The following is a 19,244-nucleotide window of genomic DNA, read 5'->3' as shown; positions in this document are numbered from 1 at the left end:
GGCCTGCCGGTCAGTAGCGGCCGAGACTGTCCAGCGGGCACATCACGATGCGCGGCTGGGCCGCCGGGTCGAGCCACCGGAGCACGCGCACCAGGTCGGCGTGGGACAGGCTGACGCAGCCGGCGGTGGGACCGGACGGCGTCCTGCTGAACTCGTGCAGGAAGATCCCGCTGCCCGCGTTCGGCACCGGCTTCGACACGTTCGGCGCCATGTTGTAGGTGATCACAGCGAAGTGCGTGTAGGCGGGCTTCTCCTTCCACAGCGCCTCGCTGTAGCCGCCGGGACTGGTCGCCCGGTGCTGGAACGTGTTGTAGGCGGACGACTTCGGGTTCTCGTTCCACCAGTCGTTCGTCACGACCCGGTGGTAGGGGTATCTGACGCCCGGGTTCGCGGCGATGCCGTAGAGCGTCGGACCGAACGCGTAGACACCGGTCGGCGTGGTGGCGACACCCTCGACGTGGTGGTCGCTGAAGAACTTCGACCCGATGCGGGCGGACAGCGCCGCGGAGACCGGGGTCCACCGCCCGTCCACCTTGGCGAACGTCTCCAACGTGGCGTAGCTGGTCTTCCAACTGGCCGCCGTCACGACCACGACCTGCCGGGTGGCCGCCGGCAGGGTGGTGAGTCGGCTCGCCTTGTTGCCCGCCGGCGAGACCCCTGATCGCGGGCGGGTCGGGCCGGTGCCGACGCCGGCGGATGCCGCCGCGGCCGGCGCCGCGCCGGCGACGAGGGGGGTGACGACGCCGGCCGCCGCGCCGATGATCAGGGATCTCCGCTTCATGGGCCCGATCCTCCCACCGGGTGCGCGGCCCCGGTGCCCCGTGAGCCGACCGGCCACGCCCCGCTGCCACGTCGCACCCCGCCGGAGGATGATTCGTTGAGCCCGGTATGGAACGGGCGGCAGGAACGGAAGGGCGGTCGGTCTACGGCCTGCACGTGCACGGCCTCGACGACGTCGACGAACTGCCCGAGTACGACGCCACGCTGCCCGGCCAGATACCGGTGCACGTCCGGCAGGCACCCCCCGGCCCGGTGCCCGATCCGGTGCCGATGAGCGACCGGTACGGCGTCCTGCTGATGCCCAGCGGCCGCACCTTCGTCGCCGACCGCACCCGGGGCACCGCCACCTATCACGGCGAGCCGGTCCCGCCCGACGTGCTCGCCCACCCCTACCTCGCCCCGGTGGCGACGGTCTTCAACCGCTGGGCCGGCCGGGACACGTTCCACAGCGGCGCGTTCGTGCACGCCGGGCTCGCCTGGGCGGTCATCGGCCCCCGTACCGCGGGGAAGTCCAGCCTGCTCGCGGCACTGTCGGCACGGGGTGTGCCGGTGCTCAGCGACGACATCCTGGTCGTCGACGACGGGCAGGTGCACGTCGGCCCGCGCTGCGTCGACCTGCGGCAACCGGTGCCGGGGCTGGATCCGGTCCGCCGCACGGTGCGCTTCGGATCCCGGTTGCGGGTCGCCCTGCCGCCGGCGCCGGCCCGGACCAGGCTCGGTGGCTGGCTCTTCCTGCGTTGGTCCGACGACGTGACGATGCGACCGGTGCCCGGCCGGGAACTGCTGACCCGGCTCGCCGCCGCGCGGTCCTGGTCCTGGCTGCCCTCGGACCCGACGGCGGTGCTCGGGATCGCCACCCTGCCCGCGTGGGACCTCGGCCGGCCGAAGGACTGGTCCGCGCTGGACCGGACCTGGAGACTGCTCGACGAGCACCTCGGCGCGGCCCGGGCCGAGGTCCCGGTCTGAGCGGTCCCGGCCCGGCGGTCCCGGCCCCGGCGGTCCCGGCGGCCGGGCCGGAACGACCGATCCCGGATACGACGGGGTCAGGCCGCCCGGGTCAGGCCATACCGGCCCAGGTCGGCGAGGAAGGCGGCCACGTCGGCGCGGGCCCGCGCCCGGTCCACCGCACCGTCGCCGACCAGGGTGTCGACCAGATCCTCGGTGGTGGCCCCGCCGACCAGTCGACGCCAGAGCAGCGCCCCGGCACGGTCCAGTCCGAAGTAGACGGACTCCTGGAGGTCGAGCAGCACCGCCTCCTCGCCCGTCTCCCGCCAGGTGACCCGGGTGCCGTCGACCCGGTAGGCGGTGTCCTGCTGAGTCATGTCGTGACCTCCCGGTCGTCGGTGGTCCGGGCCGGCGGCACCACGGACGCCGGCCCGGGCGGGTTGGCGCGCAGCCAGAGATGCTGCACGAGCAGTGCGGTGCGCCACGGGATCCGCTCGCCGGACCAGACCGCGCGCAGCCGGTCCGGGTCGACCAGGTTCGCGTCGACGCCGGTGCCGTCCCACCCACGGACGAACTCCCGGGTGGGCGTACGCAGGAAGACGTCGTTGAAGGAGGCCTTGCGGCGCGGTGCGGTGATCTCGGGGGGCAGCGCGTCGCCGCTGATCGCGGCCAGCAGGCTCTGGCGGGTGGGGTCGCGCCGGTGCCCGTGGCGCGCGGCAAGCGCGGCCTGGAACCCCTCGTCGAAGAGGGGGTGAACGGGTAGGACGTCGTGGTCGGCGCCGATCGCGGCGAGCGACGAGAGGTTGAGCAGCCGGGACCGGCTGCGCATGTGGAACTCCATCCGGTCGTGGAGCCGGTGCGGCTCGGCCCGGTGCCACTCCCGGGTGGCCCGCCGGATCTGCGCGGCGGCCTGCGGCCTCAGCCAGGCGAGTTGCGGCTGTGGGGTGTACCGCCCCAGGGCCCGGTGGCGCAGCCGCCCCAACCGTCCACGTAGCCGCGTCACCAGCGGTCGGCGCCAGCCGGCCAGGATCTGGTCGCCGCCGACGCCGGTGAGCATCGACCCACCGGCTGCCAACTCGACGACGGGCAGGTGCAGGTGCTGGTTGGCCGGGGCGAGCAGGCCGTGGTGGTGCAGCAGCCGGCGCGCCACCGGGCCCACCAGGTCCAGGTCGTCGTCGGCCCGCAGGATCTGCCAGTCGGATACGCCCATCGCTCGGATCACCCGTTCCTGCCAGGGCGACTCCTCGGCGCGGGGAGCATCGGTGAACCGCCAGGTGACCGGGATCGGGTCGGGTAGCCCTTCGCGTCGCGCCACCCGGACGGCCACGGCCAGCACCAGCGACGAGTCCAGCCCGCCGGAGAAGCTGAGCACGCACGGCGACCGGCGGAGCGCGGGCAGGACCGCCGCCTCCAGCGCGGTGAGCGGGTCGGGAACCGGGCGTCGGGCGGGACTCGGGGGCACGGGGGGCAGTTGGCCGATCACCAGGCCGGCCGCGATGTCGCGGGGTGTGGGACGCAGCATGGATGCCTCACTCGCGGGTCAGGATGCCCCGGCGGGCACCGATTCGTAGCGCCTGGCCGAAGGCCCAGCAGGACAGCGGAAGCAGCAGCGCGGCGCTCAGCAGCAGCGCCCCCGCCGAGCCGGCCCACGACTCGCCGGCGACGGCCGCGCGCAGCCCGTCCAGCGCGATGCGGGTCGGCAGCACGGCGGTGAGGTCGGGCAGCGGGCCCGGGAGCGCGCTGACCGGGAAGTAGGTGCCGGACATGAACGCCAGCCCGACCGTCACCAGACTCGCGATGATCTCGCCGCGGCCGACCGCGACACCGAGCGCGGCCAGCATGATGCCGACCCCCATCACGGCGGCGCAGCTCAACGTCAGCACGACGGCGACGCCCCACCAGTCGGCGCGTCCGACGTCGAGGTGGAAGAAGGCGGTGAGCAGGCTGAGGTAGACGAGCGCGCGAGCCATGGCGAAGAGGAGCGGGTGGACGGCCAATCCGACGGCCAGCGTCGACCTCGGCAGCGGTTGGGCGACCAGCATTTCCAGGGTGCCGCTGCGCTGCTCGCGGGCGACCCGCTTGGTCACGTGCGAGGCGCCGGCCTGGATGACGAGCATGAAGACGATGCCCATGGCGACGAAGTCGAAATAGCTGCCGGACGCGAGCGCCGGGTGCCCTCGGGTCGGTGCGACGACCCGCGAGATGAACAGGTAGACGAGCAGGTTCACCACGCCGAACGCGAGATCCAGCAGCAGCGGCCAGCGGAGTGCCCGCCGGTCGCCGAGGTCCCTCGTGGCGAGGGCGAACAGGGCGCCGCCCACGGACGCGCCGCCGGCGACCGGTTCCCGGCGCGGCGGCGCGGGTCGGGTGCGGACGACGTCTGTCATCCGCCCGCCCCGAGCGTGATCTCCCGGTAGCCCCGGTCGCGCCGGTCGGTGTGGTGCGAGACGACCACGCAGGTCAGGCCCGCGCGTCGGTCGAGGGCCTCCCACAACCGGGCGCGCGAGCGGGCGTCGAGCGACCGGTCCGGCTCGTCGAGGACGAGCAGGGCGGGGTCGCCGACCAGCGCGCGGGCGATGCTCACCCGGGACCGCATCCCGGCCGAGCAGCGGCTGACCGGCACGGTGGCGTAGTCGCCGATGTCGAGTTCCTCCTCGACCCGGGACACCGCCGCGGCGGCCGCGCGTCGACCGAGGCGGATCCGGGCCACCAGGGCCACGTTCTCCCGGGCCGACAGCTCTTCGTAGAGCCCCTGCTCAGGCGCGAGGCAGACCCCGGTGAGACGCCGGGCGGCCGTCGTGCCGACCGGATGGCCGGCGACGGTGGCGCGCCCGGCGCTCAGCGCGAGCGTGCCGGCCAGGCAGCGGAGCACGGTGGTCTTGCCGGCCCCGTTGGGCCCGGTCAGGAGCGCCCGGTGCCCGGCCGGCAGGGACAGGTCGAACCCGGCGAAGACCCAGCGCCGGCCGAACCGTCGGCCGGCCTGTCGCAGTTCGAGCATGGGGAGCCTTCCATCGGGTCACGGGGGACGAGGTCAGGGCTGGTCGATGTCACTCCCGGTGTCGTTGCCGTCCGACTCCTCGTCACCGGCGCCGAGCGTCAGCTCCGCGAGGGTGCCGAGCCGCTGCACGGTGGGCGGCTGGTAGACGTCGTCGGTCGACGCCGGCTGATCGTGTGCGACGTGCTGCATGACGTGCCTCCGTGTGTGCTCAAGGGTTGTGTGGTGACCGTAACGACCAAGCGGACACTTACCTTCAAAATCCACAAAAGCGGACGAAGGCCGCACGCTCCTTTCACTCCATCGGGGATCCTCGGCCTTCCCCCTTCCGGGTGCCGCTGCACCGGCACCGAACATCACCCGCATCCCGTGCCGGGACCGGTCGTTGGCAGGGCGTGAACGGGGAACTCGCACCGGGAGGGTGCGCCGACGACGCGCGGCCGGCTGGGGCTTCGCCGTGACCACGATCTCCCGATCGGCCCGCTGCCTAGCGCTCGACGCCACCGCCGTGGCGGTCTGCGCCGCGCTGGCCGACCAGGGCATCCCGGCCCTCCTGCTCAAGGGGTCGGGGCTGGCCCACCGGCTCGGCCTGCTGGGACGGCGTGTCTACAGCGACATCGACCTGCTGGTCGCCCCCGGGGCGTTCCACCCGGCGCAGCGGGTGCTGGCCGGCCTCGGCTGGCACAGTCCGCTTCCGGACGACCCGGCCGCATACGAACGGCCCTGGCGCCTGCCGGGGCCCGTCGCGCTCACCGTCGACCTGCACCGCGGCTTCCACGGCGTGGGCGATCGGGAGGCTCTCTGGGTCGAGCTGCACGCCTCGGCCGAGCCGTTCGCGCTCGCCGGCGGGACGGTCCTCGTGCCCGGCGCCACGGCCACCGCCCTGCTGGTCGCGCTGCACGCCGCCGTACCCGGAAGCTCCGCCGGACCGCGGGCGGACCTGGCACGGGCGCTGGCGGTGTTCCCGGACCCGGTCTGGCGGGCGGCCGCGGACCTGGCGGAACGGATCGACGCGGCGCCGCTCTTCGCGGTCGGGCTGCGTGCCGAGCCGGCCGGCGCCGAGCGGGCGACGGCGTTGGCCCTGGATCGGCCGGCCAGTTCGGCACTGTGGCTCCGGGCCCGCCGGGGGTCGTCCGTCGCACTGGGCCTCGCGCGCCTCGCCGAGCTGCCCACCGTCCGGGCCCGACTGGGATATCTGGCGCGCCGGCTGTACCCGACGGCGGTGGAGATGAGATACACCGTCCCGCTGGCCCGGCGTGGGTGGCACGGCCTGCTGCTGGCCCGGGTCCTCCGATTCGGCCGACACGTCGGCCGAGTGCCGCGGGCGGTGCCCGAACTGCGCCGGGCGGCCCGCCGGATCGCCGAGGAGGCCGCGTCCGACCGGCGCCCGCAGGCGGGCGCCCCACCGCTCGTCGACATCCCACCGCTCGTCGACATCCCGCCGCCCGCCGCCGGACGCCGGTCGCCCCTGCCGGGCGCGCTGGTCCGGCTGGTCCGGCGGGACGGCCTGCCGGCACTGCGCACCGCACTGTGGACGGCCCGCGCCGTGCGCCTGCTCCGCCGGCAGCTTCCCCGCCGCCGCTTGGACGCCGTCCGGCTGCCCCCGCCGCCGGCGGTCGCCGGCGGACACCGGCACGTCGTGCTCGGTGCGCTGCGCCGGACCGGGGCGAACTGCATCGAGCGCAGCCTGGTCCTGCAACGCTGGTATGCGAGCCAGCGGATCGCGCGGACGCTGGTGATCGGCGTGACCACGCCCAGCGAAGGGTTCCGCGCACACGCCTGGCTCGACGGCGAGACCGACGCCGAGCAGCAGTCCATGATGGAACTCACCCGCCGGCCGACACCGCCGGGCTGGTTGGCCGGCGGCGGCCGGGCAGCTCACTGACGGGGGTCGCCGCCTGCCCCGTCGGCCAGGTCCCGCTCCACCGGAGGGCCGGGCGGGATGCCGGCGTCCCGCCACACCGCGGTCGAGTCGTACCAGTGGTCCACGGCGGCCAGCTCGATCAGGCGGTCGGGCAGGTGCGGAAGGAGCGTCCGGGCGGCGGCGCGGGACAGGGTGCCGCGCGGCAGGGCGACCTCCAACCGTCCGGCGAGCGCGGCGAGGGCGTCGCCCAGGCGGATCGGCCGCGGGTGGTTCGCGTGGTAGACCGGGGCCGTCGGCGCGCCGATCCGGTCGAGCGCCAGCGCCACCGTGACACGGGCGAGATCGGGTACGCCGATCATGGACATGAGCGCGTCACCGTTCTCGATCAGGCCGGGTCCCGCGAGCAGGGCCGCGAGCCCGGGCAGAACCCAGCGGTCGCCGGCCCCGTAGACGAGATGCGGGCGGAGTACCAGCCCACCGGCGGAGCCGACCCAACCCTCGGCGGCGAGGCGGCTGGCACTCGTCGGTGAGGCGGGCGCCGTCGGCAGCGCACCTTCGGTCGCGCCGCGGTGCGGCCCGGGACCGTAGACCGACGCGGTGCTGACGTAGACCAGACGGCGTACCCCGGCTTCGGTCGCGGCCCGGGCCAGGGCCGCCGTGCCCAGGTCGTTGACCACGGCGCAGCGACGTGCGTCCGGCCCCACGTACGACGCGGCATGGATGACGACGTCGACCTCCGCGCAGGCGCCGGCGAGCGTGGCGGGTTCGGCGAGGTCCCCCCGGACGACGGTCACCGCCGCGCGAGGTGACACGGCGCGCCCGGGACGCAGCAGGACGCGGACGTCGACCGCCGCGCGTCGGAGCAGTACCGCCAGGACGGCCGAACCGACGAACCCGGTCGACCCGGTCAGAAGGACCCGATGACGCATCTCGCCCCCGTCGGCCCGGCGGTCGGTAACCCTTCGGCCGTGGCCGTCCCACCAGGTGAATGCCTAAAATCTCGCCCATGGCGAAGCAGGCACGAGCTGAGCAGACGCGAACGGCGATCCTGTCGGCTGCTGCGGACGTGTTCGACCGGTTCGGCTACGACACGGCGAGCCTCGGGGACATCATCAGCACAGCCGGGGTCACCAAGGGCGCGTTGTACTTCCACTTCGGGTCCAAGTCGGAGTTGGCGCAGGCGGTGGTGGAGCTCCAACACGTCACCTGGATGAGGATCGCCGAGTCGGCTGCCGCGCCGGAGAACCCCGCCCTGACGTCGATGATCAGGCTGTCCCATGCCCTGGCCGCCCAGATGATCAGTGATCCGGTGATCCGCGGTGGCATTCGGCTGACGCTGGAGCGGGGTTCGTTCGAACACGGCGGGACTACTCCCTATCTCGACTGGATCGCCATGACCAGGGACCTGTTGGATCGGGGCGTCGAGGAGTCGGACATCAGGGCGGAGACGGATGTGGCCGCCGTCGCGCACTACATCGTGGGTTCATTCACCGGTCTCCAATTGTTGGCCCACGTGCTCGACGAGCGGCCCAAATTGAACGACGCGGTCACCCAGATGTGGAAACTGCTGCTGCCCGCGTTGGTTTCCGCCCCAAGACTGGGGCATTTCCTCGACGTTGCGGCGGAAACCCGCTCGCAGTTCAGCGCTCAGCCAGTGTGACGGAACCGTCTGCCGCCACGCGTCCATTCTGGGTGAACTGGACGGCGGCTTCCAGCGCCTCACCTCCGGTTTTGAACGTCGTGGTCACGTGGCAGGGCTGGTCGATGTCGATGAAATAGGTGAAGTCGGCGGTGCCGCCCACCATGGACAGCGGTCTTTTCGCCGCCAGTGAGGCGGCCTGCCGCATCGCCTCGTAGATCATCATGCCGGGCACGTGGTCGAGCGGGTGGTCGAAGAAGACCGGGTGGTCGGCCGGCACCCGCAGTTCCGCGCCGTGGCCACCGTCCGGCGGGGCGACCACCACGTCACGCGGATCGGCCCGGCCGACGGCGGCGGGCTCGGCCGCCTCCAGAGGGCGGGGCCGCATCGACCCCGGCGTCCGGTCGCCCCATCGAAGCCGCTGGTAGGTGGCCGGGGTGACGCACCGGGCCCAGCCGGTGGCGGTGGCCAGGCACCGCCGGCCCCGGTGCACCTCGAACTCGAAGCGGATGGCGGCCGTGCCACCCGGTCGGACGCGCGCGTCGGCGATCCGCACCGTGACGGCGCTGTTGAACGGGCTGTCGGAGCCGCGGAGGAGCGCGGCCTCGCGCCGCCACCGCAGCCGCTGCATGATGAAGGGATTGTGCCGGGGAATCCCGTAGCCCTCGTGGCTGACCAGAATTCCGGCCTGACGCACGGTCTCGATGATGACGAGCGTGTCAAATGAATTCCCGGCGGGGGCGTACAAACGGTGCCCCGCAGGCCATTGCGCGCCACAGACAAATGAGTCGTCCCCGGTGCGGTGCCAACTCGTCAGCAACACCTCCGAGACCGCCGCGCGATGGACGAGACGTCGCGGAACGGTGGACTCGTAGGACACCGGCGGGATGGTGGGAGATGGTGTGATTTCCGGTGTGGCGAGGCGTAGGGCGTCGACCTGGCGACTCATCGTTTTCCCCCGTCGTCCATCCACGAACCTCGAAGAATAATACCGACCGGACGGTCTTCTTACCAGTCGACGGTGGCCCCGTTCGACGAATCCCGTCGACGGCACCGGTCGGTACGCGGGTGGGCCGTCGTGACGGACGGTGATCAATTGAGGTCACACAGTTGACAAAACCGGGCGGTCGGTTTTTTATTTCAAGCATCGTCCACGCATGACCCGTCCGATGTCTCCCACGGGGGAGCACGACTGAGCGAGGCTATCGATGCAGGTGATCATTGCGGACTCCGACGCCATGGGACGCAGGCTGATCCGCAAGGTGGTGGACAACCTCACGGACCACGACGTGATCGGCGAAGGGGAGAGTCTGGGGCAGGCCACCGACTCGGTCCGGCAGCGCCGACCGGACGTTCTGGTGCTGTCCAGCACCCTGCTCACCGACGATCGACGCACGGTCGGTGAGCTGATCGACCGCACCGAAGCGGCGCTGGTGGTGGTCGCGGTCAACGGCAGCGGCTCGACGGTCTGGCAGGGCATGAGTGGTGGGGCCAGTGGCTACGTGCTGCGCGACCGGCTCGCCAACGACCTGCCGCAGGCGCTGGGAGCCGCCGAGGCGGGCAACGCCTTCGTCTCGGCGCCGCTCGCCCGGCAGATGATCGGATACCTGGCCGGCTGCTTCGACAACAACTACGACGGGCCCAGCCGGTCGGACGTGATCCGTGCCCTGCTGCCGAGGGAACGCGAGACCCTCCAGCGGCTCGCCAACGGCGAGTCCACCGAGGAGATCGCCACGGCCATGTCCGTCACCACCGCCACCGTGCGCGCCTACGTGTCCCGGCTGTTGCGCAAGCTGGGGGTCCGTAGCCGCGGCGAGGCGGTCGCGGTGGCATACCGCTCACGCTTCTACTCGCCGCAGCGTACGCAACCGCCGGCCGAGGCGCCGGACGCGGATCACGGCACCGCGAGGGCCCTGCACCGGTAACCACCCGCCGGGTCGAGCAGGTCCAGGGCGTTACGCAGCGACCGCACCACGAACATCCGCTGGAGCCAACGGTCCGCACCGTCGTAGCGGGGGGTGAACTCGCTCCGACCGTGGACCGTGGTGGAGTTGTCGATGATGACCAGGTCGCCGCTGAGCAGCACCGCTTCGCGGCGGACGGCCTGCAGCGCGGTGTGCAGGGCGTCCAACGCCGCCTCGGCCTGCGGGTCACACGGCGCGGTGTCGTCGAAGTCGACGGTGAGCAACGGGTGGGCCGGGCTGCCGGCCAACACCGGCGCGGGGTCGAGATAGGGCCGGCTCACCTGACCGCGGCAGAACGACGGCGCGAGCCGGGTGCGGAATCTCGGCTGCCGCAGCACCGCGTCGTCGACCGGGTCGAGCAGCCGCACCGCCCGGCTGATCGAGCTGGTGATGGAGGCCGCCCGCTGGTCGTGGTCGGGGCGTAGGCACAGCAGGCCGAGGAAGTCCGGTCGGCTGACGTGGAAGGCGTTCTCGGTGTGCAGCTTGAAGTAGACCGCCCCGGTGTTCTGCTGCTGATCCTCCTCCCCGGGGACGGGGCAGATGTCGTGGATCAGCGCGCCGTGCTTCTCCTCGGCGTACGAGATGGGATCGCCCATCCGGGACATCAACAGCAGGAGCAGGGCGGCCGACGTGGTGCACTCCACCGCCACCGAGTTGACGGCCTGGGGAGTCGGTGGAAGGTCGGCCGGCAGCGGCAGGTTCCGGATGGTCAGGCCGCCGTCCGGGTTGCCGTAGCGGCGGAAGTGCTCCAGGGCACGGAGCAGCCCTTCCGGCAGGTGACCGTGGAGCAGTTGGGCGGCGGTCACCGTCTCGGGCCGATCGACCTCGGACACTCTCGACCGCAACCGCTCCACCACCAGCGCCACCTGGTCGACCTCGCGCGGGGACAGCGTGTATCCCGACGCACTGTCGGATCGGTCATCTACGGCCTGGTCGGCCAACGACGCGTGGGTCACGTGCAACTCTCCTTCTTCCGTCCCACCGGTCAGGACTTGTCCAGCTCACCGGCGAACGGGATGATCAGGCGATACTTGCCGCCGGCGGACTGCTCGGGCGGCTCGTCGCTCCACGTCACCTCGATGTCCGGGAGCTGATGGGCCTGGAGGAACGTCTGGATCTCGCCGTGCACGATCCGTCGAAGCTCGGTCGGGTCGGCGTGGTGGGCGGTACGCATGCGGACGCTGAGGCTGCGTGGCGAGGTCTGGTGGACCTGCGCCAACTCCAGCCCGGGGGCTCGGTCGATGACGCCGGCCAACGCCACCGGGGCGACCGGCACCTGACCGCCGTGATCGTCCTCGAACACCAGCGGATCGCTCGCCCGGCCCTGCGCCCGGATCGCCGGGAACGGGTCACCGCAGGGGCACGGGTCCGGACGCACGAGCAACGAGTCCCCGAGGTCGTAGCGAAGCACCGGCTGCACCTCGTTCGCGAGGTTGGTGATCAGCACGGTGTGGGACACCTCGCCCGGGGCGACCGGCCGGTGGTCCCGGTCGACCGGCTCGACGATGACCCAGTCGCTGTTGACGTGCAGCCAGCTCTCCGGGCAACTGGCTGCCGTCGACATGAACTCGCAGGCGCCGTAGCCGTTGCCGATCCGGGCCCGGAAGACCGACGCGATGCGTCGGTAGCCCTGGGCGGAGAGGCCCTCGGCGCCGAGCACCACGAGAGTCGGTCGGATCCGCAGCCGGCCGGCCTCCTGCTCGCCGGCGAGCAGGGCGAGCTGGCCGGCGTAGCCGATCAGGACGTTGGGACGGAACTCGTTCAGCTGTGCCACCAGCTCCGGCAGCGGGGAGAAGACGGAGAAGACCCGGAGCCGGTCCTCGCCCACCCGGCGACCGTCGGGACGCCGCGGAAGCACCGTCGACGAACCGAAGTGCCCCCCGGTGGCGAGGATCGTGGCCGCCCGCGCACCGCCGGCGAGGATGCGGGCGGCGTCCGGCCAGCGCAGCCAGCGACCGAAGGCGCGCAGGGCCATCGCGCTGGTGACCGCGGTGCTCCGGTCGTCGAACAGGAAGATCCCGCGGACACCACTGCTGCCCGAACTGGTTCCCACCCGGTAGGAGTCCAGGAACGGCTGGCCGACCCGGGACGGATCGTCGATGAAGTCCCGGGCGAGATCCAGAGTGACCCGCCGGTCGGCGCACCACCTGTCGAAGTTCGCCATCAGCGTGCGCTTGTCGGTGGTGGGCAACCGGCGGACGTCGTCCACCTCGCCGGGCAGCCCTTGGTAGAGCTCCCGGTAGTAGGGCGAGCGGGCCCGCGCGTGCGCCACCAACCGGGTGAGTCGCGCGCGCTGGCGCCGGGCGACGGCCTCCGGTCCGCCCTTGCGGGCCCGGCGCATGTCGCGCAGCAGCCAGCCGATGCTCTCCGCCATGTCAGTACACGCCCTCGACGACCGGCTTGCCGGAGAACTCCGTCACCGGCTGCACGTCGGCGATGGAGTCGCCACCGCTGTTGCGGGGGTGCGGCAGACGGATGGCGGAGTCGCGCTCCAGGTTGTTGGGCAGCAGCAGCCCGCGGCTGATGTGGTGCTGGAGCACCTGGCCCCGCTCCCCGTAGGGCACGTTCTCGCCGGTGGCCGGGTCGATCACCGAGAAGATCGTCACCGGGGAGGGCGGGTCGAAGATCGCCGCGTCCTCGCCGGAACCGCCGGCGCGTTCGACGATGCCGCCGACGATCATCGTGCTCGCATAGCCACCGATGAACCGGACGCCGGGAAAGACGTCACGCTGGTACCGGTTGCGGGCCTCGATGTCCATCTTCGTGCCGCCCCAGCCGATCACGTCCACCCGGTCGTTGATCAGCTCGACCATGCCGCTCCGTCGGCAGAGCGCGTCGAGCAGCGGGGGAGTGCTGTAGAACACCGAGATGTCCTGGCTCCGCAGGATCCACTCGGCCTGGTCGACGACGTGCTCGACGTACTGCGCGACCTCGTCGGTGGCGCCCCGGGCGATCAACCGCTTCACCCAGCGTGGGTCGAGGTCGAGCAGGAAGCACATCGCGTGGAACTTGGCCGCGGTGGCGCGGATCAGGTGCCCGGCCATGTGCGGGTCGGTGGGGCCCATGCAGAGCCAGTCCCCGCCGCGCCGGATGGCGCCGTGCTGGGCCAGGCCGGCCGCGTGCCAGGCCGTCGCCTGCTCGAGCGTCTCGGCCATCCACATCAGGCGCTTGGGCGGGCCGGTGGTGCCGCCGCTCTCGGCGATGAGGGGCTGGACGTAGTCGTCCCCGTAACCGCGGGGGATCAGGTCGCGGACCGGTACGTCGCGCAGCTGGTCCACGATGTTCGGGAACATCGTCAGGTCCGCGATCGACCGGACGTCTGCGCGGGGGTCGAAGTCGAAGCTCTTCGCCTGGTCCAGCCAGAAGGGCGAGCCGGTGCTGGGGTCGAAGTGCCACTCCATCGCCGCCGCGATGAGCTCCTCGGCCGCGAGGGGCTCGTCCCAGGGGCGGTCCAGCGGCGAGGTGGTGCCGAACGACGTGGTCATCGATTCTCCTTGGGGGTTCAGTGCACGGTGACGGTGGCGCCGCCGGGCACCAGTTCGCGTAGTTCGTCGGGGAGTTCGGCGCCCATCTCGTCGGCGATGCGTAGGGCCTCCTCGATCAGGGTTTCCACGATCTGGGCCTCGGGGACGGTCTTGACGACCTTGCCCTTGACGAAGATCTGGCCCTTGCCGTTGCCGGAGGCGACACCCAGGTCGGCCTCGCGGGCCTCACCGGGACCGTTGACCACGCAGCCCATCACCGCCACCCGCAGCGGCACCGGCAGCCCCTCCAGCCCGGCGGTGACCTCCTCGGCCAGCTTGTAGACGTCGACCTGGGCCCGACCGCACGACGGACACGACACGATCTCCAGGCCACGCTCACGCAGACCCAGCGACTCCAGGATCTGGTTGCCGACCTTGATCTCCTCGACCGGCGGCGCGGACAGCGACACCCGGATCGTGTCGCCGATCCCCTCGGCCAGCAGCGCCCCGAACGCCACCGCCGACTTGATCGTGCCCTGAAACGCCGGACCGGCCTCGGTCACACCCAGGTGCAGCGGGTAGTCACACTGCTGCGCGAGCTGCCGGTAGGCGCGGATCATCACCACCGGGTCGTTGTGCTTCACCGAGATCTTGATGTCGCGGAACCCGTGCTCCTCGAACAACGAGCACTCCCACAACGCCGACTCGACAAGCGCCTCGGCGGTTGCCCGCCCGTACTTGGCCAGCAGCCGCTTGTCCAGCGAGCCGGCGTTCACGCCGATCCGGATCGGCACGCCCGCGTCGCCGGCGGCCCGGGCGATCTCCTTGACCTTGTCGTCGAACTGCCGGATGTTGCCCGGGTTCACCCGCACCGCCGCGCATCCGGCGTCGATCGCGGCGAACACGTACTTCGGCTGGAAGTGGATGTCGGCGATCACCGGGATCTGCGACTTCCTGGCGATCGCGGGCAGCGCCTCCACGTCGTCCTGCGACGGCACGGCCACCCGCACGATCTGGCAACCCGACGCCGTCAGCTCCGCGATCTGCTGCAACGTGGCATTGACGTCCGAGGTCAGGGTGGTAGTCATGGACTGCACCGACACCGGCGCGCCACCACCGACCGGCACCGAACCCACCATGATCTGACGACTGACCCGACGCGCAGCCAGCGGCGGCGGCGGCACGGGAGGCATACCGAGACCGACGGCGCCCACCTCAGGCATCCCGTCCGGGAGCGGGACGCAGCGCGGCGCGCAGCTCCTGCGGCAGGGCGAAGACGATGTTCTCCACCGCCGTGGTGACGTGCTCGACGGTGGTGAAGCCCCGCTCACGCAGCCACCCGAGCGCGTCCTCGACCAGTTCGTTCGGCACCGAGGCGCCGGCGGTGAGCCCCACCGTGCGCGCGTCGCCCAGCCACTCCTCGGCGATCTCGTGCGCGAAGTCGACCAGGTACGCCGCACCCGCGCCCGCCTCCAGCGCGACCTCCCGGAGCCGCTGCGAGTTCGACGAGTTGGGCGAGCCGACCACGATGATCACGTCACACGCGGGCGCCATCGCCTTCACCGCCTCCTGGCGGTTCTGGGTGGCGTAGCAGATGTCGTCGCTGGGCGGCGACTTCAGCGCGGGAAAGCGGGCACGGAGCCGGCCGACCGTCTGCTGCGTCTCGTCGACCGACAGCGTGGTCTGGGAGAGCCACACCACCCGCTCCGGGTCGCGGACCGTCACCGAGTCGACGTCCTCCGGCGTGTCGACCACCTGGATCTGCGCCGGCGCCTCACCCGCCGTACCGAGGACCTCCTCATGCCCTTGATGGCCGATGAGCAGGATGTCGTACCCCTCGGCGGCGAACCGGCGCACCTCGTTGTGCACCTTCGTCACCAGGGGGCACGTGGCGTCGATGACCCGCAGTGAGCGGGCGGCGGCGGACGTGTGCACGTCCGGGGCGACCCCGTGCGCGGAGAAGATCACCGTCGCGCCCTCGGGCACCTCCTCGTTCTCCTCGACGAAGCGGACCCCCTTCGCCGTCAACGCCTGCACCACGTGTCGGTTGTGGACGATTTCCTTACGCACGTAGATCGGCGGGCCGTACAACTCCAGCGCCTTCTCCACGGTCTGCACGGCGCGCTCCACCCCCGCGCAGTAACCCCGGGGATTGGCCAGCAGAACCTTCTTCTCTCCGATGTCCATCTGCGCCCCTCTACTGCGTCGTCAGCGAGTCGGTGACCAGGCGGCGAAGTTCGGTGACCAGCGCTCCGGCGGTCAGTCCGACCTCGGCCAGCAACTGCGAGCGCGACGCCACCGCCAGGAAGTCCGAGGGAATGCCGAAGGTCAGGCACGGTGTGTCGATGCCGTTGTCGGAAACGGCCTGCGCGAACGCGGCACCGACCCCGCTGACCTTGAGGTTGTCCTCCACCGTGGCGACCGTCCGGTGCTGCCGGGCGAGCTCGAGCAGCGCGGGATTGACCGGCCGGACCCAGCGGGGGTCGACCACCGTCACCCCGATCCCGTGCCCGGCCAACTGGCGGGCGGCGTCCAGGCAGGTGCCGGCCATCACGCCGACCGCGACCAGCAGCAGGTCGGACCCGGACCCGAAGCGGCCGATGATGTCGACTCCGTCGCGCTGCTCGAGCGCCTCGATGTCCTCCGGGGCGCTCCCCTTGGGGAAGCGGACCACCGTCGGGACGTCCGCGACGGCGACCGCCTCGCGGAGCAGTTCCCGCAGCCGGGACCCGTCCCGAGGGGCGGCGATCCGCAACCCCGGCACGACGTGCAGCACCGACATGTCCCACATGCCGTTGTGGCTGGGGCCGTCGTCGCCGGTGATGCCCGCCCGGTCGAGCACGAACGTCACGCCGGCGCGGTGCAGGGCCACGTCCATCAGCACCTGGTCGAAGGCCCGGTTGAGGAACGTGGCGTAGACCGCGACCACCGGGTGCAGGCCCTCCGCCGCCAGGCCGGCGGCGCAGGTGGCAGCGTGCTGTTCGGCGATGCCCACGTCGATGACCCGGTCCGGGAACTTCTCCGCGAACGGCTGCAACCCGACCGGCTGCAACATGGCGGCGGTTATCGCGACCACGTCGGGGCGCTCGGCGCCGATCTGGACGAGCTCGTCGCCGAAGAGCGAGGTCCAGCTGGGCGCCGTGGCATTAGTGATCAACTGTCCGGTCACCGAGTCGATCACTCCGATGCCGTGGAAGCAGTCCCGGTCGTCACTCTCCGCCAGCGGATAACCGCAGCCCTTGCGGGTCACGCAGTGCACGACGACGGGTGCCCCGAGCGCCCGCGCCGTGGTCAGCGCCTCCTCCACGGCGGCCGTGTCGTGACCGTCCACCGGGCCGATGTAGTGCAGGCCGAGCTGCGCGAAGACGCCCGGGTGGGCCGGCGACGGCCCGGCGGCGGGCTCCCGGTGGTCGCGCAGGCTGGACAGGTGGCGGGCGAGGCCGCCCACGGTCGGCGCGTAGGACCGGCCGTTGTCGTTGAGGACGATGACGACCGGACGGTCGGTGGCACTGGCGATGTTGTTGAGCGCCTCCCAGGCCATCCCGCCGGTCAGGGCGCCGTCCCCCACCACGGCGACGACGCTGCGGTCCCGCACGCCGAGGATCTGCCGGGCCCGCGCGATGCCGTCGGCGTACGACAGCGCCGTCGAGGCGTGCGAGTTCTCGATCAGGTCGTGGTCGGACTCCGCGCGACTCGGGTATCCGGACAGGCCGCCGCTCTGCCGCAGCCGGGAGAAGTCGTGTCGCCCGGTGAGCAGCTTGTGCACGTACGCCTGGTGCCCGGTGTCCCAGAGGATGGAGTCGTGCGGGGAGTCGAAGACCCGGTGCAGCGCGATCGTCAACTCGACCACCCCGAGGTTCGGCCCCAGGTGCCCGCCGGTGCGGGACACCGACGCCACCAGGAACGCGCGGATCTCCGCGCTCAACGTGGCGAGTTCCGCCGGGTTCAACCTCTTGAGGTCGTGAGGTGTGTGGACTTCTGTCAGCACGGGATCACCCCTTCCTGGCTCATGTGCCCGGCACGGTGATGGCCTTCACCGGGCACCGTTCGGCGGCCTCCAGGACGTACTCCCAGACGTCGGCCCCGGCGTCGGTGGTGCGCAGCGTCACGACCCCGTTCAGGTCCTGGTCGAAGACCTCCGGCGCGTGCATCACGCACTGGCCGGCGCCGACGCAGACGTCCCGGTCCACCGTCACCTCGTGTGCGGCGCTCATGCCGCCCGCCTCGGCAGGACCATCGACAGGCCGCGCGGCATCAGCGTCACCGTGCCGGTGGGCCTGACCTGGTCGCCGTCCACCGGCCGCAGGTCGCGGTGCAGGGCGATGATCGCCAGCGACGTCATCGCCTCCGCCCAGGCGAAGCCCTCCCCGACGCACCGGTGGGCGCCCTCGCCGAACGGCATGTACGCCTCCGGCGTGACGTCGGCGGCCCGCTCGGGAAGCCACCGGTCCGGGTCGAAGGTGTGCGGGTCCCGGAACAGCCGGGGATCGCGGTGCTGCGAGTAGAAGGAGTAGAGCACCGTGCTGCCGCCCGGGATCAGGTGCTGGCCGAGGCGGACGTCCTTCGTCGCCGTGCGGGACAGGAAGTAGGTGGGCGGGTAGAGCCGCAGCGTCTCCTTCACCACCCGGCGGGTCAGCTCCAGCTCGGGCAGCTGCTCGTGCCGGGGTGGCTCGCCGTCGGGCAGGACCCGGTCGACCTCGGCCCGCAGGGACCGGAACACCTCGGGGTGCCGGCCCAGCTCGTGGCAGGCCCAGCTCATGGTCAGCGCCGTCGTCTCGGCCGAGGAGAGCAGGATGCTGATGACCTCGTCCCGCAACTGCCGGTCGGTCATCCCCTTCCCGTCCCCCTCGTCGGTGGCGAGCATCAGCAACGACAGCAGGTCGTCCCCCTGCTGCTCGGTCCGCCGGTAGGAGGCGATGATGCCGTCGATCACCGCGTGCAGCTCACGCATGGTGGCGCCGAACCGGCGGTTCGTCGGCAGCGGCAGGTGCTCGACGAGGCCGGTCGGGTCCATGGCCCGGAGGCTGACCCCCCGGGTCAGCACCGGCAACGCCCGTTCGATGACGGAGACCGCGGACGCCCCCAGGTCCGTGGAGAAGAGGGCCCGGGTGCCGATCGTCGTGGCCAGCGAGACGAACTCCGGCTTCAACTCGATCGGCCGGTCCTCCGGCCAGGACGAGATGCGCTCCATGGCGATCCGGCGCATCACGTCGCCGTACCCGTGGACGCGCTTGCGGCTGAAGGCCGGCAGCACCAGGCGGCGCTGCCGGCGGTGCGCCGGGCCCTCGGCGGTGATGATGCCGTCGCCGGCGACCGCCCGCGCCTTGCGGAAGTGGATGCCGCGCGGGAACAGCGCGGCGTCGTTCACCAGCATCTGGTGCAGAAGGGTGTGGTCGTTGACGAGGTACGCGGTCGACGGGCCGAGACCGACCCGGACCACCGGGCCGTAGCGGCGGGCCTCCTGCAGGAAGTCCAGTCGCCGCCGGAGCAGCTGGAGGCCGTGACCGACGAGGGGCAGCCCGGCCGGGACGCGGGGAGGCCGGGCCTCCCGTCGGGGAGCGTGCGTGGTGATGGACACGGACACCTGCCTTTC

General features: G+C 72.0%; 20 protein-coding genes. 4 read left to right on the top strand and 16 right to left on the bottom strand.

Annotation, left to right across the window (positions count from 1 at the left end; translation table 11 throughout):
* Positions 1-10: 10 nt before the first annotated feature.
* Positions 11-781 carry a L,D-transpeptidase family protein gene (locus O7598_RS26905; protein WP_269694026.1) on the bottom strand — a complete coding sequence of 257 codons (771 nt, stop codon included), beginning with the start codon at positions 779-781 and terminating at the stop codon, positions 11-13.
* A 107-nt stretch (positions 782-888) separates the two neighbouring features.
* On the opposite strand from O7598_RS26905, the gene O7598_RS26900 reads away from it, so the two are divergent.
* Positions 889-1,746, top strand: coding sequence for a hypothetical protein (locus O7598_RS26900; RefSeq protein WP_269694025.1), 858 nt, complete (start codon positions 889-891; stop codon positions 1,744-1,746).
* Between the two features lie 77 nt (positions 1,747-1,823).
* Here the strand turns inward: O7598_RS26900 and O7598_RS26895 are convergent, their stop codons facing one another.
* From O7598_RS26895 to O7598_RS26875, 5 genes are read right to left on the bottom strand one after another with little or no spacing between them, the layout of a single operon-like run.
* Entirely contained in the window at positions 1,824-2,102 is a 279-nt protein-coding gene (locus O7598_RS26895; RefSeq protein ID WP_269694024.1) for a PqqD family protein, read from the bottom strand.
* Positions 2,099-3,247: an asparagine synthase-related protein gene (locus tag O7598_RS26890; protein WP_269694023.1), complete on the bottom strand. Its 1,149-nt coding sequence runs from the start codon at positions 3,245-3,247 to the stop codon at positions 2,099-2,101. Before O7598_RS26890 ends, O7598_RS26895 begins: the two co-directional genes overlap by 4 nt.
* 7 nt (positions 3,248-3,254) lie before the next feature.
* Positions 3,255-4,112 carry an ABC transporter permease gene (locus tag O7598_RS26885; protein ID WP_269694022.1) on the bottom strand — a complete coding sequence of 286 codons (858 nt, stop codon included), beginning with the start codon at positions 4,110-4,112 and terminating at the stop codon, positions 3,255-3,257.
* On the bottom strand, positions 4,109-4,723 hold the full coding sequence (locus tag O7598_RS26880; protein ID WP_269694021.1) for an ABC transporter ATP-binding protein: 615 nt from the start codon (positions 4,721-4,723) through the stop codon (positions 4,109-4,111). The genes O7598_RS26885 and O7598_RS26880 overlap by 4 nt, the downstream gene beginning before the upstream one ends.
* A 33-nt stretch (positions 4,724-4,756) precedes the next feature.
* Positions 4,757-4,912 carry a lasso RiPP family leader peptide-containing protein gene (locus O7598_RS26875; protein ID WP_269694020.1) on the bottom strand — a complete coding sequence of 52 codons (156 nt, stop codon included), beginning with the start codon at positions 4,910-4,912 and terminating at the stop codon, positions 4,757-4,759.
* A 265-nt stretch (positions 4,913-5,177) separates the two neighbouring features.
* On the opposite strand from O7598_RS26875, the gene O7598_RS26870 reads away from it, so the two are divergent.
* A complete protein-coding gene (locus tag O7598_RS26870; protein WP_269694019.1) occupies positions 5,178-6,605 on the top strand; it encodes a lasso peptide biosynthesis B2 protein in 1,428 nt (475 codons plus the stop codon).
* On the opposite strand, the gene O7598_RS26865 is transcribed toward O7598_RS26870, so the two are convergent.
* Entirely contained in the window at positions 6,599-7,513 is a 915-nt protein-coding gene (locus O7598_RS26865) for an NAD-dependent epimerase/dehydratase family protein (protein ID WP_269694018.1), read from the bottom strand. The two genes, O7598_RS26870 and O7598_RS26865, sit on opposite strands and share 7 nt — an antisense overlap.
* Positions 7,514-7,590: 77 nt before the next feature.
* Here O7598_RS26865 and O7598_RS26860 point away from each other — a divergent pair, with 77 nt between their 5' ends.
* Positions 7,591-8,244, top strand: a complete 654-nt coding sequence (locus tag O7598_RS26860; RefSeq protein ID WP_269694017.1) for a ScbR family autoregulator-binding transcription factor — start codon at positions 7,591-7,593, stop codon at positions 8,242-8,244.
* Here the strand turns inward: O7598_RS26860 and O7598_RS26855 are convergent.
* Positions 8,225-9,103 (bottom strand): ScbA/BarX family gamma-butyrolactone biosynthesis protein, encoded by an 879-nt coding sequence (locus O7598_RS26855; RefSeq protein ID WP_269694016.1) that lies wholly within the window; start codon positions 9,101-9,103, stop codon positions 8,225-8,227. The genes O7598_RS26860 and O7598_RS26855 overlap by 20 nt on opposite strands.
* 328 nt (positions 9,104-9,431) lie before the next feature.
* On the opposite strand from O7598_RS26855, the gene O7598_RS26850 reads away from it, so the two are divergent.
* A complete protein-coding gene (locus O7598_RS26850) occupies positions 9,432-10,148 on the top strand; it encodes a LuxR C-terminal-related transcriptional regulator (RefSeq protein ID WP_269694015.1) in 717 nt (238 codons plus the stop codon).
* On the opposite strand, the gene O7598_RS26845 is transcribed toward O7598_RS26850, so the two are convergent.
* Genes O7598_RS26845 through O7598_RS26810 form a run of 8 tightly spaced genes read right to left on the bottom strand, consistent with a single transcriptional unit; the run spans position 10,118 to position 19,229 of the window.
* Positions 10,118-11,143 carry a TauD/TfdA family dioxygenase gene (locus tag O7598_RS26845; RefSeq protein WP_269694014.1) on the bottom strand — a complete coding sequence of 342 codons (1,026 nt, stop codon included), beginning with the start codon at positions 11,141-11,143 and terminating at the stop codon, positions 10,118-10,120. The genes O7598_RS26850 and O7598_RS26845 overlap by 31 nt on opposite strands.
* A 29-nt stretch (positions 11,144-11,172) precedes the next feature.
* Positions 11,173-12,561, bottom strand: coding sequence for a phenylacetate--CoA ligase family protein (locus O7598_RS26840; RefSeq protein WP_269694013.1), 1,389 nt, complete (start codon positions 12,559-12,561; stop codon positions 11,173-11,175).
* 1 nt (position 12,562) lies between these two features.
* The gene (locus tag O7598_RS26835; protein ID WP_269694012.1) at positions 12,563-13,672 is read right to left on the bottom strand and encodes an AMP-binding protein; all 1,110 of its coding nucleotides are present in this window, start codon (positions 13,670-13,672) and stop codon (positions 12,563-12,565) included.
* A 17-nt stretch (positions 13,673-13,689) separates the two neighbouring features.
* The gene (ispG, locus tag O7598_RS26830; protein WP_269694011.1) at positions 13,690-14,865 is read right to left on the bottom strand and encodes a flavodoxin-dependent (E)-4-hydroxy-3-methylbut-2-enyl-diphosphate synthase; all 1,176 of its coding nucleotides are present in this window, start codon (positions 14,863-14,865) and stop codon (positions 13,690-13,692) included.
* Between the two features lies 1 nt (position 14,866).
* Complete coding sequence (locus tag O7598_RS26825) at positions 14,867-15,838, bottom strand: 4-hydroxy-3-methylbut-2-enyl diphosphate reductase (RefSeq protein ID WP_269694010.1); 972 nt, start codon at positions 15,836-15,838, stop codon at positions 14,867-14,869.
* 10 nt (positions 15,839-15,848) lie between these two features.
* Positions 15,849-17,639: a 1-deoxy-D-xylulose-5-phosphate synthase gene (locus O7598_RS26820; RefSeq protein WP_269694009.1), complete on the bottom strand. Its 1,791-nt coding sequence runs from the start codon at positions 17,637-17,639 to the stop codon at positions 15,849-15,851.
* Between the two features lie 19 nt (positions 17,640-17,658).
* Positions 17,659-17,865 carry a ferredoxin gene (locus O7598_RS26815; protein ID WP_269694008.1) on the bottom strand — a complete coding sequence of 69 codons (207 nt, stop codon included), beginning with the start codon at positions 17,863-17,865 and terminating at the stop codon, positions 17,659-17,661.
* Entirely contained in the window at positions 17,862-19,229 is a 1,368-nt protein-coding gene (locus tag O7598_RS26810; protein WP_269694007.1) for a cytochrome P450, read from the bottom strand. Before O7598_RS26810 ends, O7598_RS26815 begins: the two co-directional genes overlap by 4 nt.
* Positions 19,230-19,244: the final 15 nt, after the last annotated feature.

The organism is Micromonospora sp. WMMC241, from assembly GCF_027460165.1.
Classification (GTDB): domain Bacteria; phylum Actinomycetota; class Actinomycetes; order Mycobacteriales; family Micromonosporaceae; genus Micromonospora; species Micromonospora humi.
The sequence above is the reverse complement of the archived record's forward strand: the minus strand, read 5'-3'. Positions and strand labels throughout refer to the sequence as shown.

Excerpts from the sequence above, each read along its gene's own strand:
- O7598_RS26895 (WP_269694024.1), bottom strand. The coding sequence starts at position 2,102 with ATGACTCAGCAGGACACCGCCTACCGGGTCGACGGCACCCGGGTCACC.
- O7598_RS26880 (WP_269694021.1), bottom strand. The coding sequence starts at position 4,723 with ATGCTCGAACTGCGACAGGCCGGCCGACGGTTCGGCCGGCGCTGGGTC.
- O7598_RS26885 (WP_269694022.1), bottom strand. The coding sequence starts at position 4,112 with ATGACAGACGTCGTCCGCACCCGACCCGCGCCGCCGCGCCGGGAACCG.
- O7598_RS26860 (WP_269694017.1), top strand. The coding sequence starts at position 7,591 with ATGGCGAAGCAGGCACGAGCTGAGCAGACGCGAACGGCGATCCTGTCG.
- O7598_RS26825 (WP_269694010.1), bottom strand. The coding sequence starts at position 15,838 with ATGGACATCGGAGAGAAGAAGGTTCTGCTGGCCAATCCCCGGGGTTAC.
- O7598_RS26905 (WP_269694026.1), bottom strand. The coding sequence starts at position 781 with ATGAAGCGGAGATCCCTGATCATCGGCGCGGCGGCCGGCGTCGTCACC.
- O7598_RS26840 (WP_269694013.1), bottom strand. The coding sequence starts at position 12,561 with ATGGCGGAGAGCATCGGCTGGCTGCTGCGCGACATGCGCCGGGCCCGC.
- O7598_RS26875 (WP_269694020.1), bottom strand. The coding sequence starts at position 4,912 with ATGCAGCACGTCGCACACGATCAGCCGGCGTCGACCGACGACGTCTAC.
- O7598_RS26900 (WP_269694025.1), top strand. The coding sequence starts at position 889 with ATGGAACGGGCGGCAGGAACGGAAGGGCGGTCGGTCTACGGCCTGCAC.
- O7598_RS26890 (WP_269694023.1), bottom strand. The coding sequence starts at position 3,247 with ATGCTGCGTCCCACACCCCGCGACATCGCGGCCGGCCTGGTGATCGGC.
- O7598_RS26815 (WP_269694008.1), bottom strand. The coding sequence starts at position 17,865 with ATGAGCGCCGCACACGAGGTGACGGTGGACCGGGACGTCTGCGTCGGC.
- O7598_RS26835 (WP_269694012.1), bottom strand. The coding sequence starts at position 13,672 with ATGACCACGTCGTTCGGCACCACCTCGCCGCTGGACCGCCCCTGGGAC.
- O7598_RS26850 (WP_269694015.1), top strand. The coding sequence starts at position 9,432 with ATGCAGGTGATCATTGCGGACTCCGACGCCATGGGACGCAGGCTGATC.
- O7598_RS26865 (WP_269694018.1), bottom strand. The coding sequence starts at position 7,513 with ATGCGTCATCGGGTCCTTCTGACCGGGTCGACCGGGTTCGTCGGTTCG.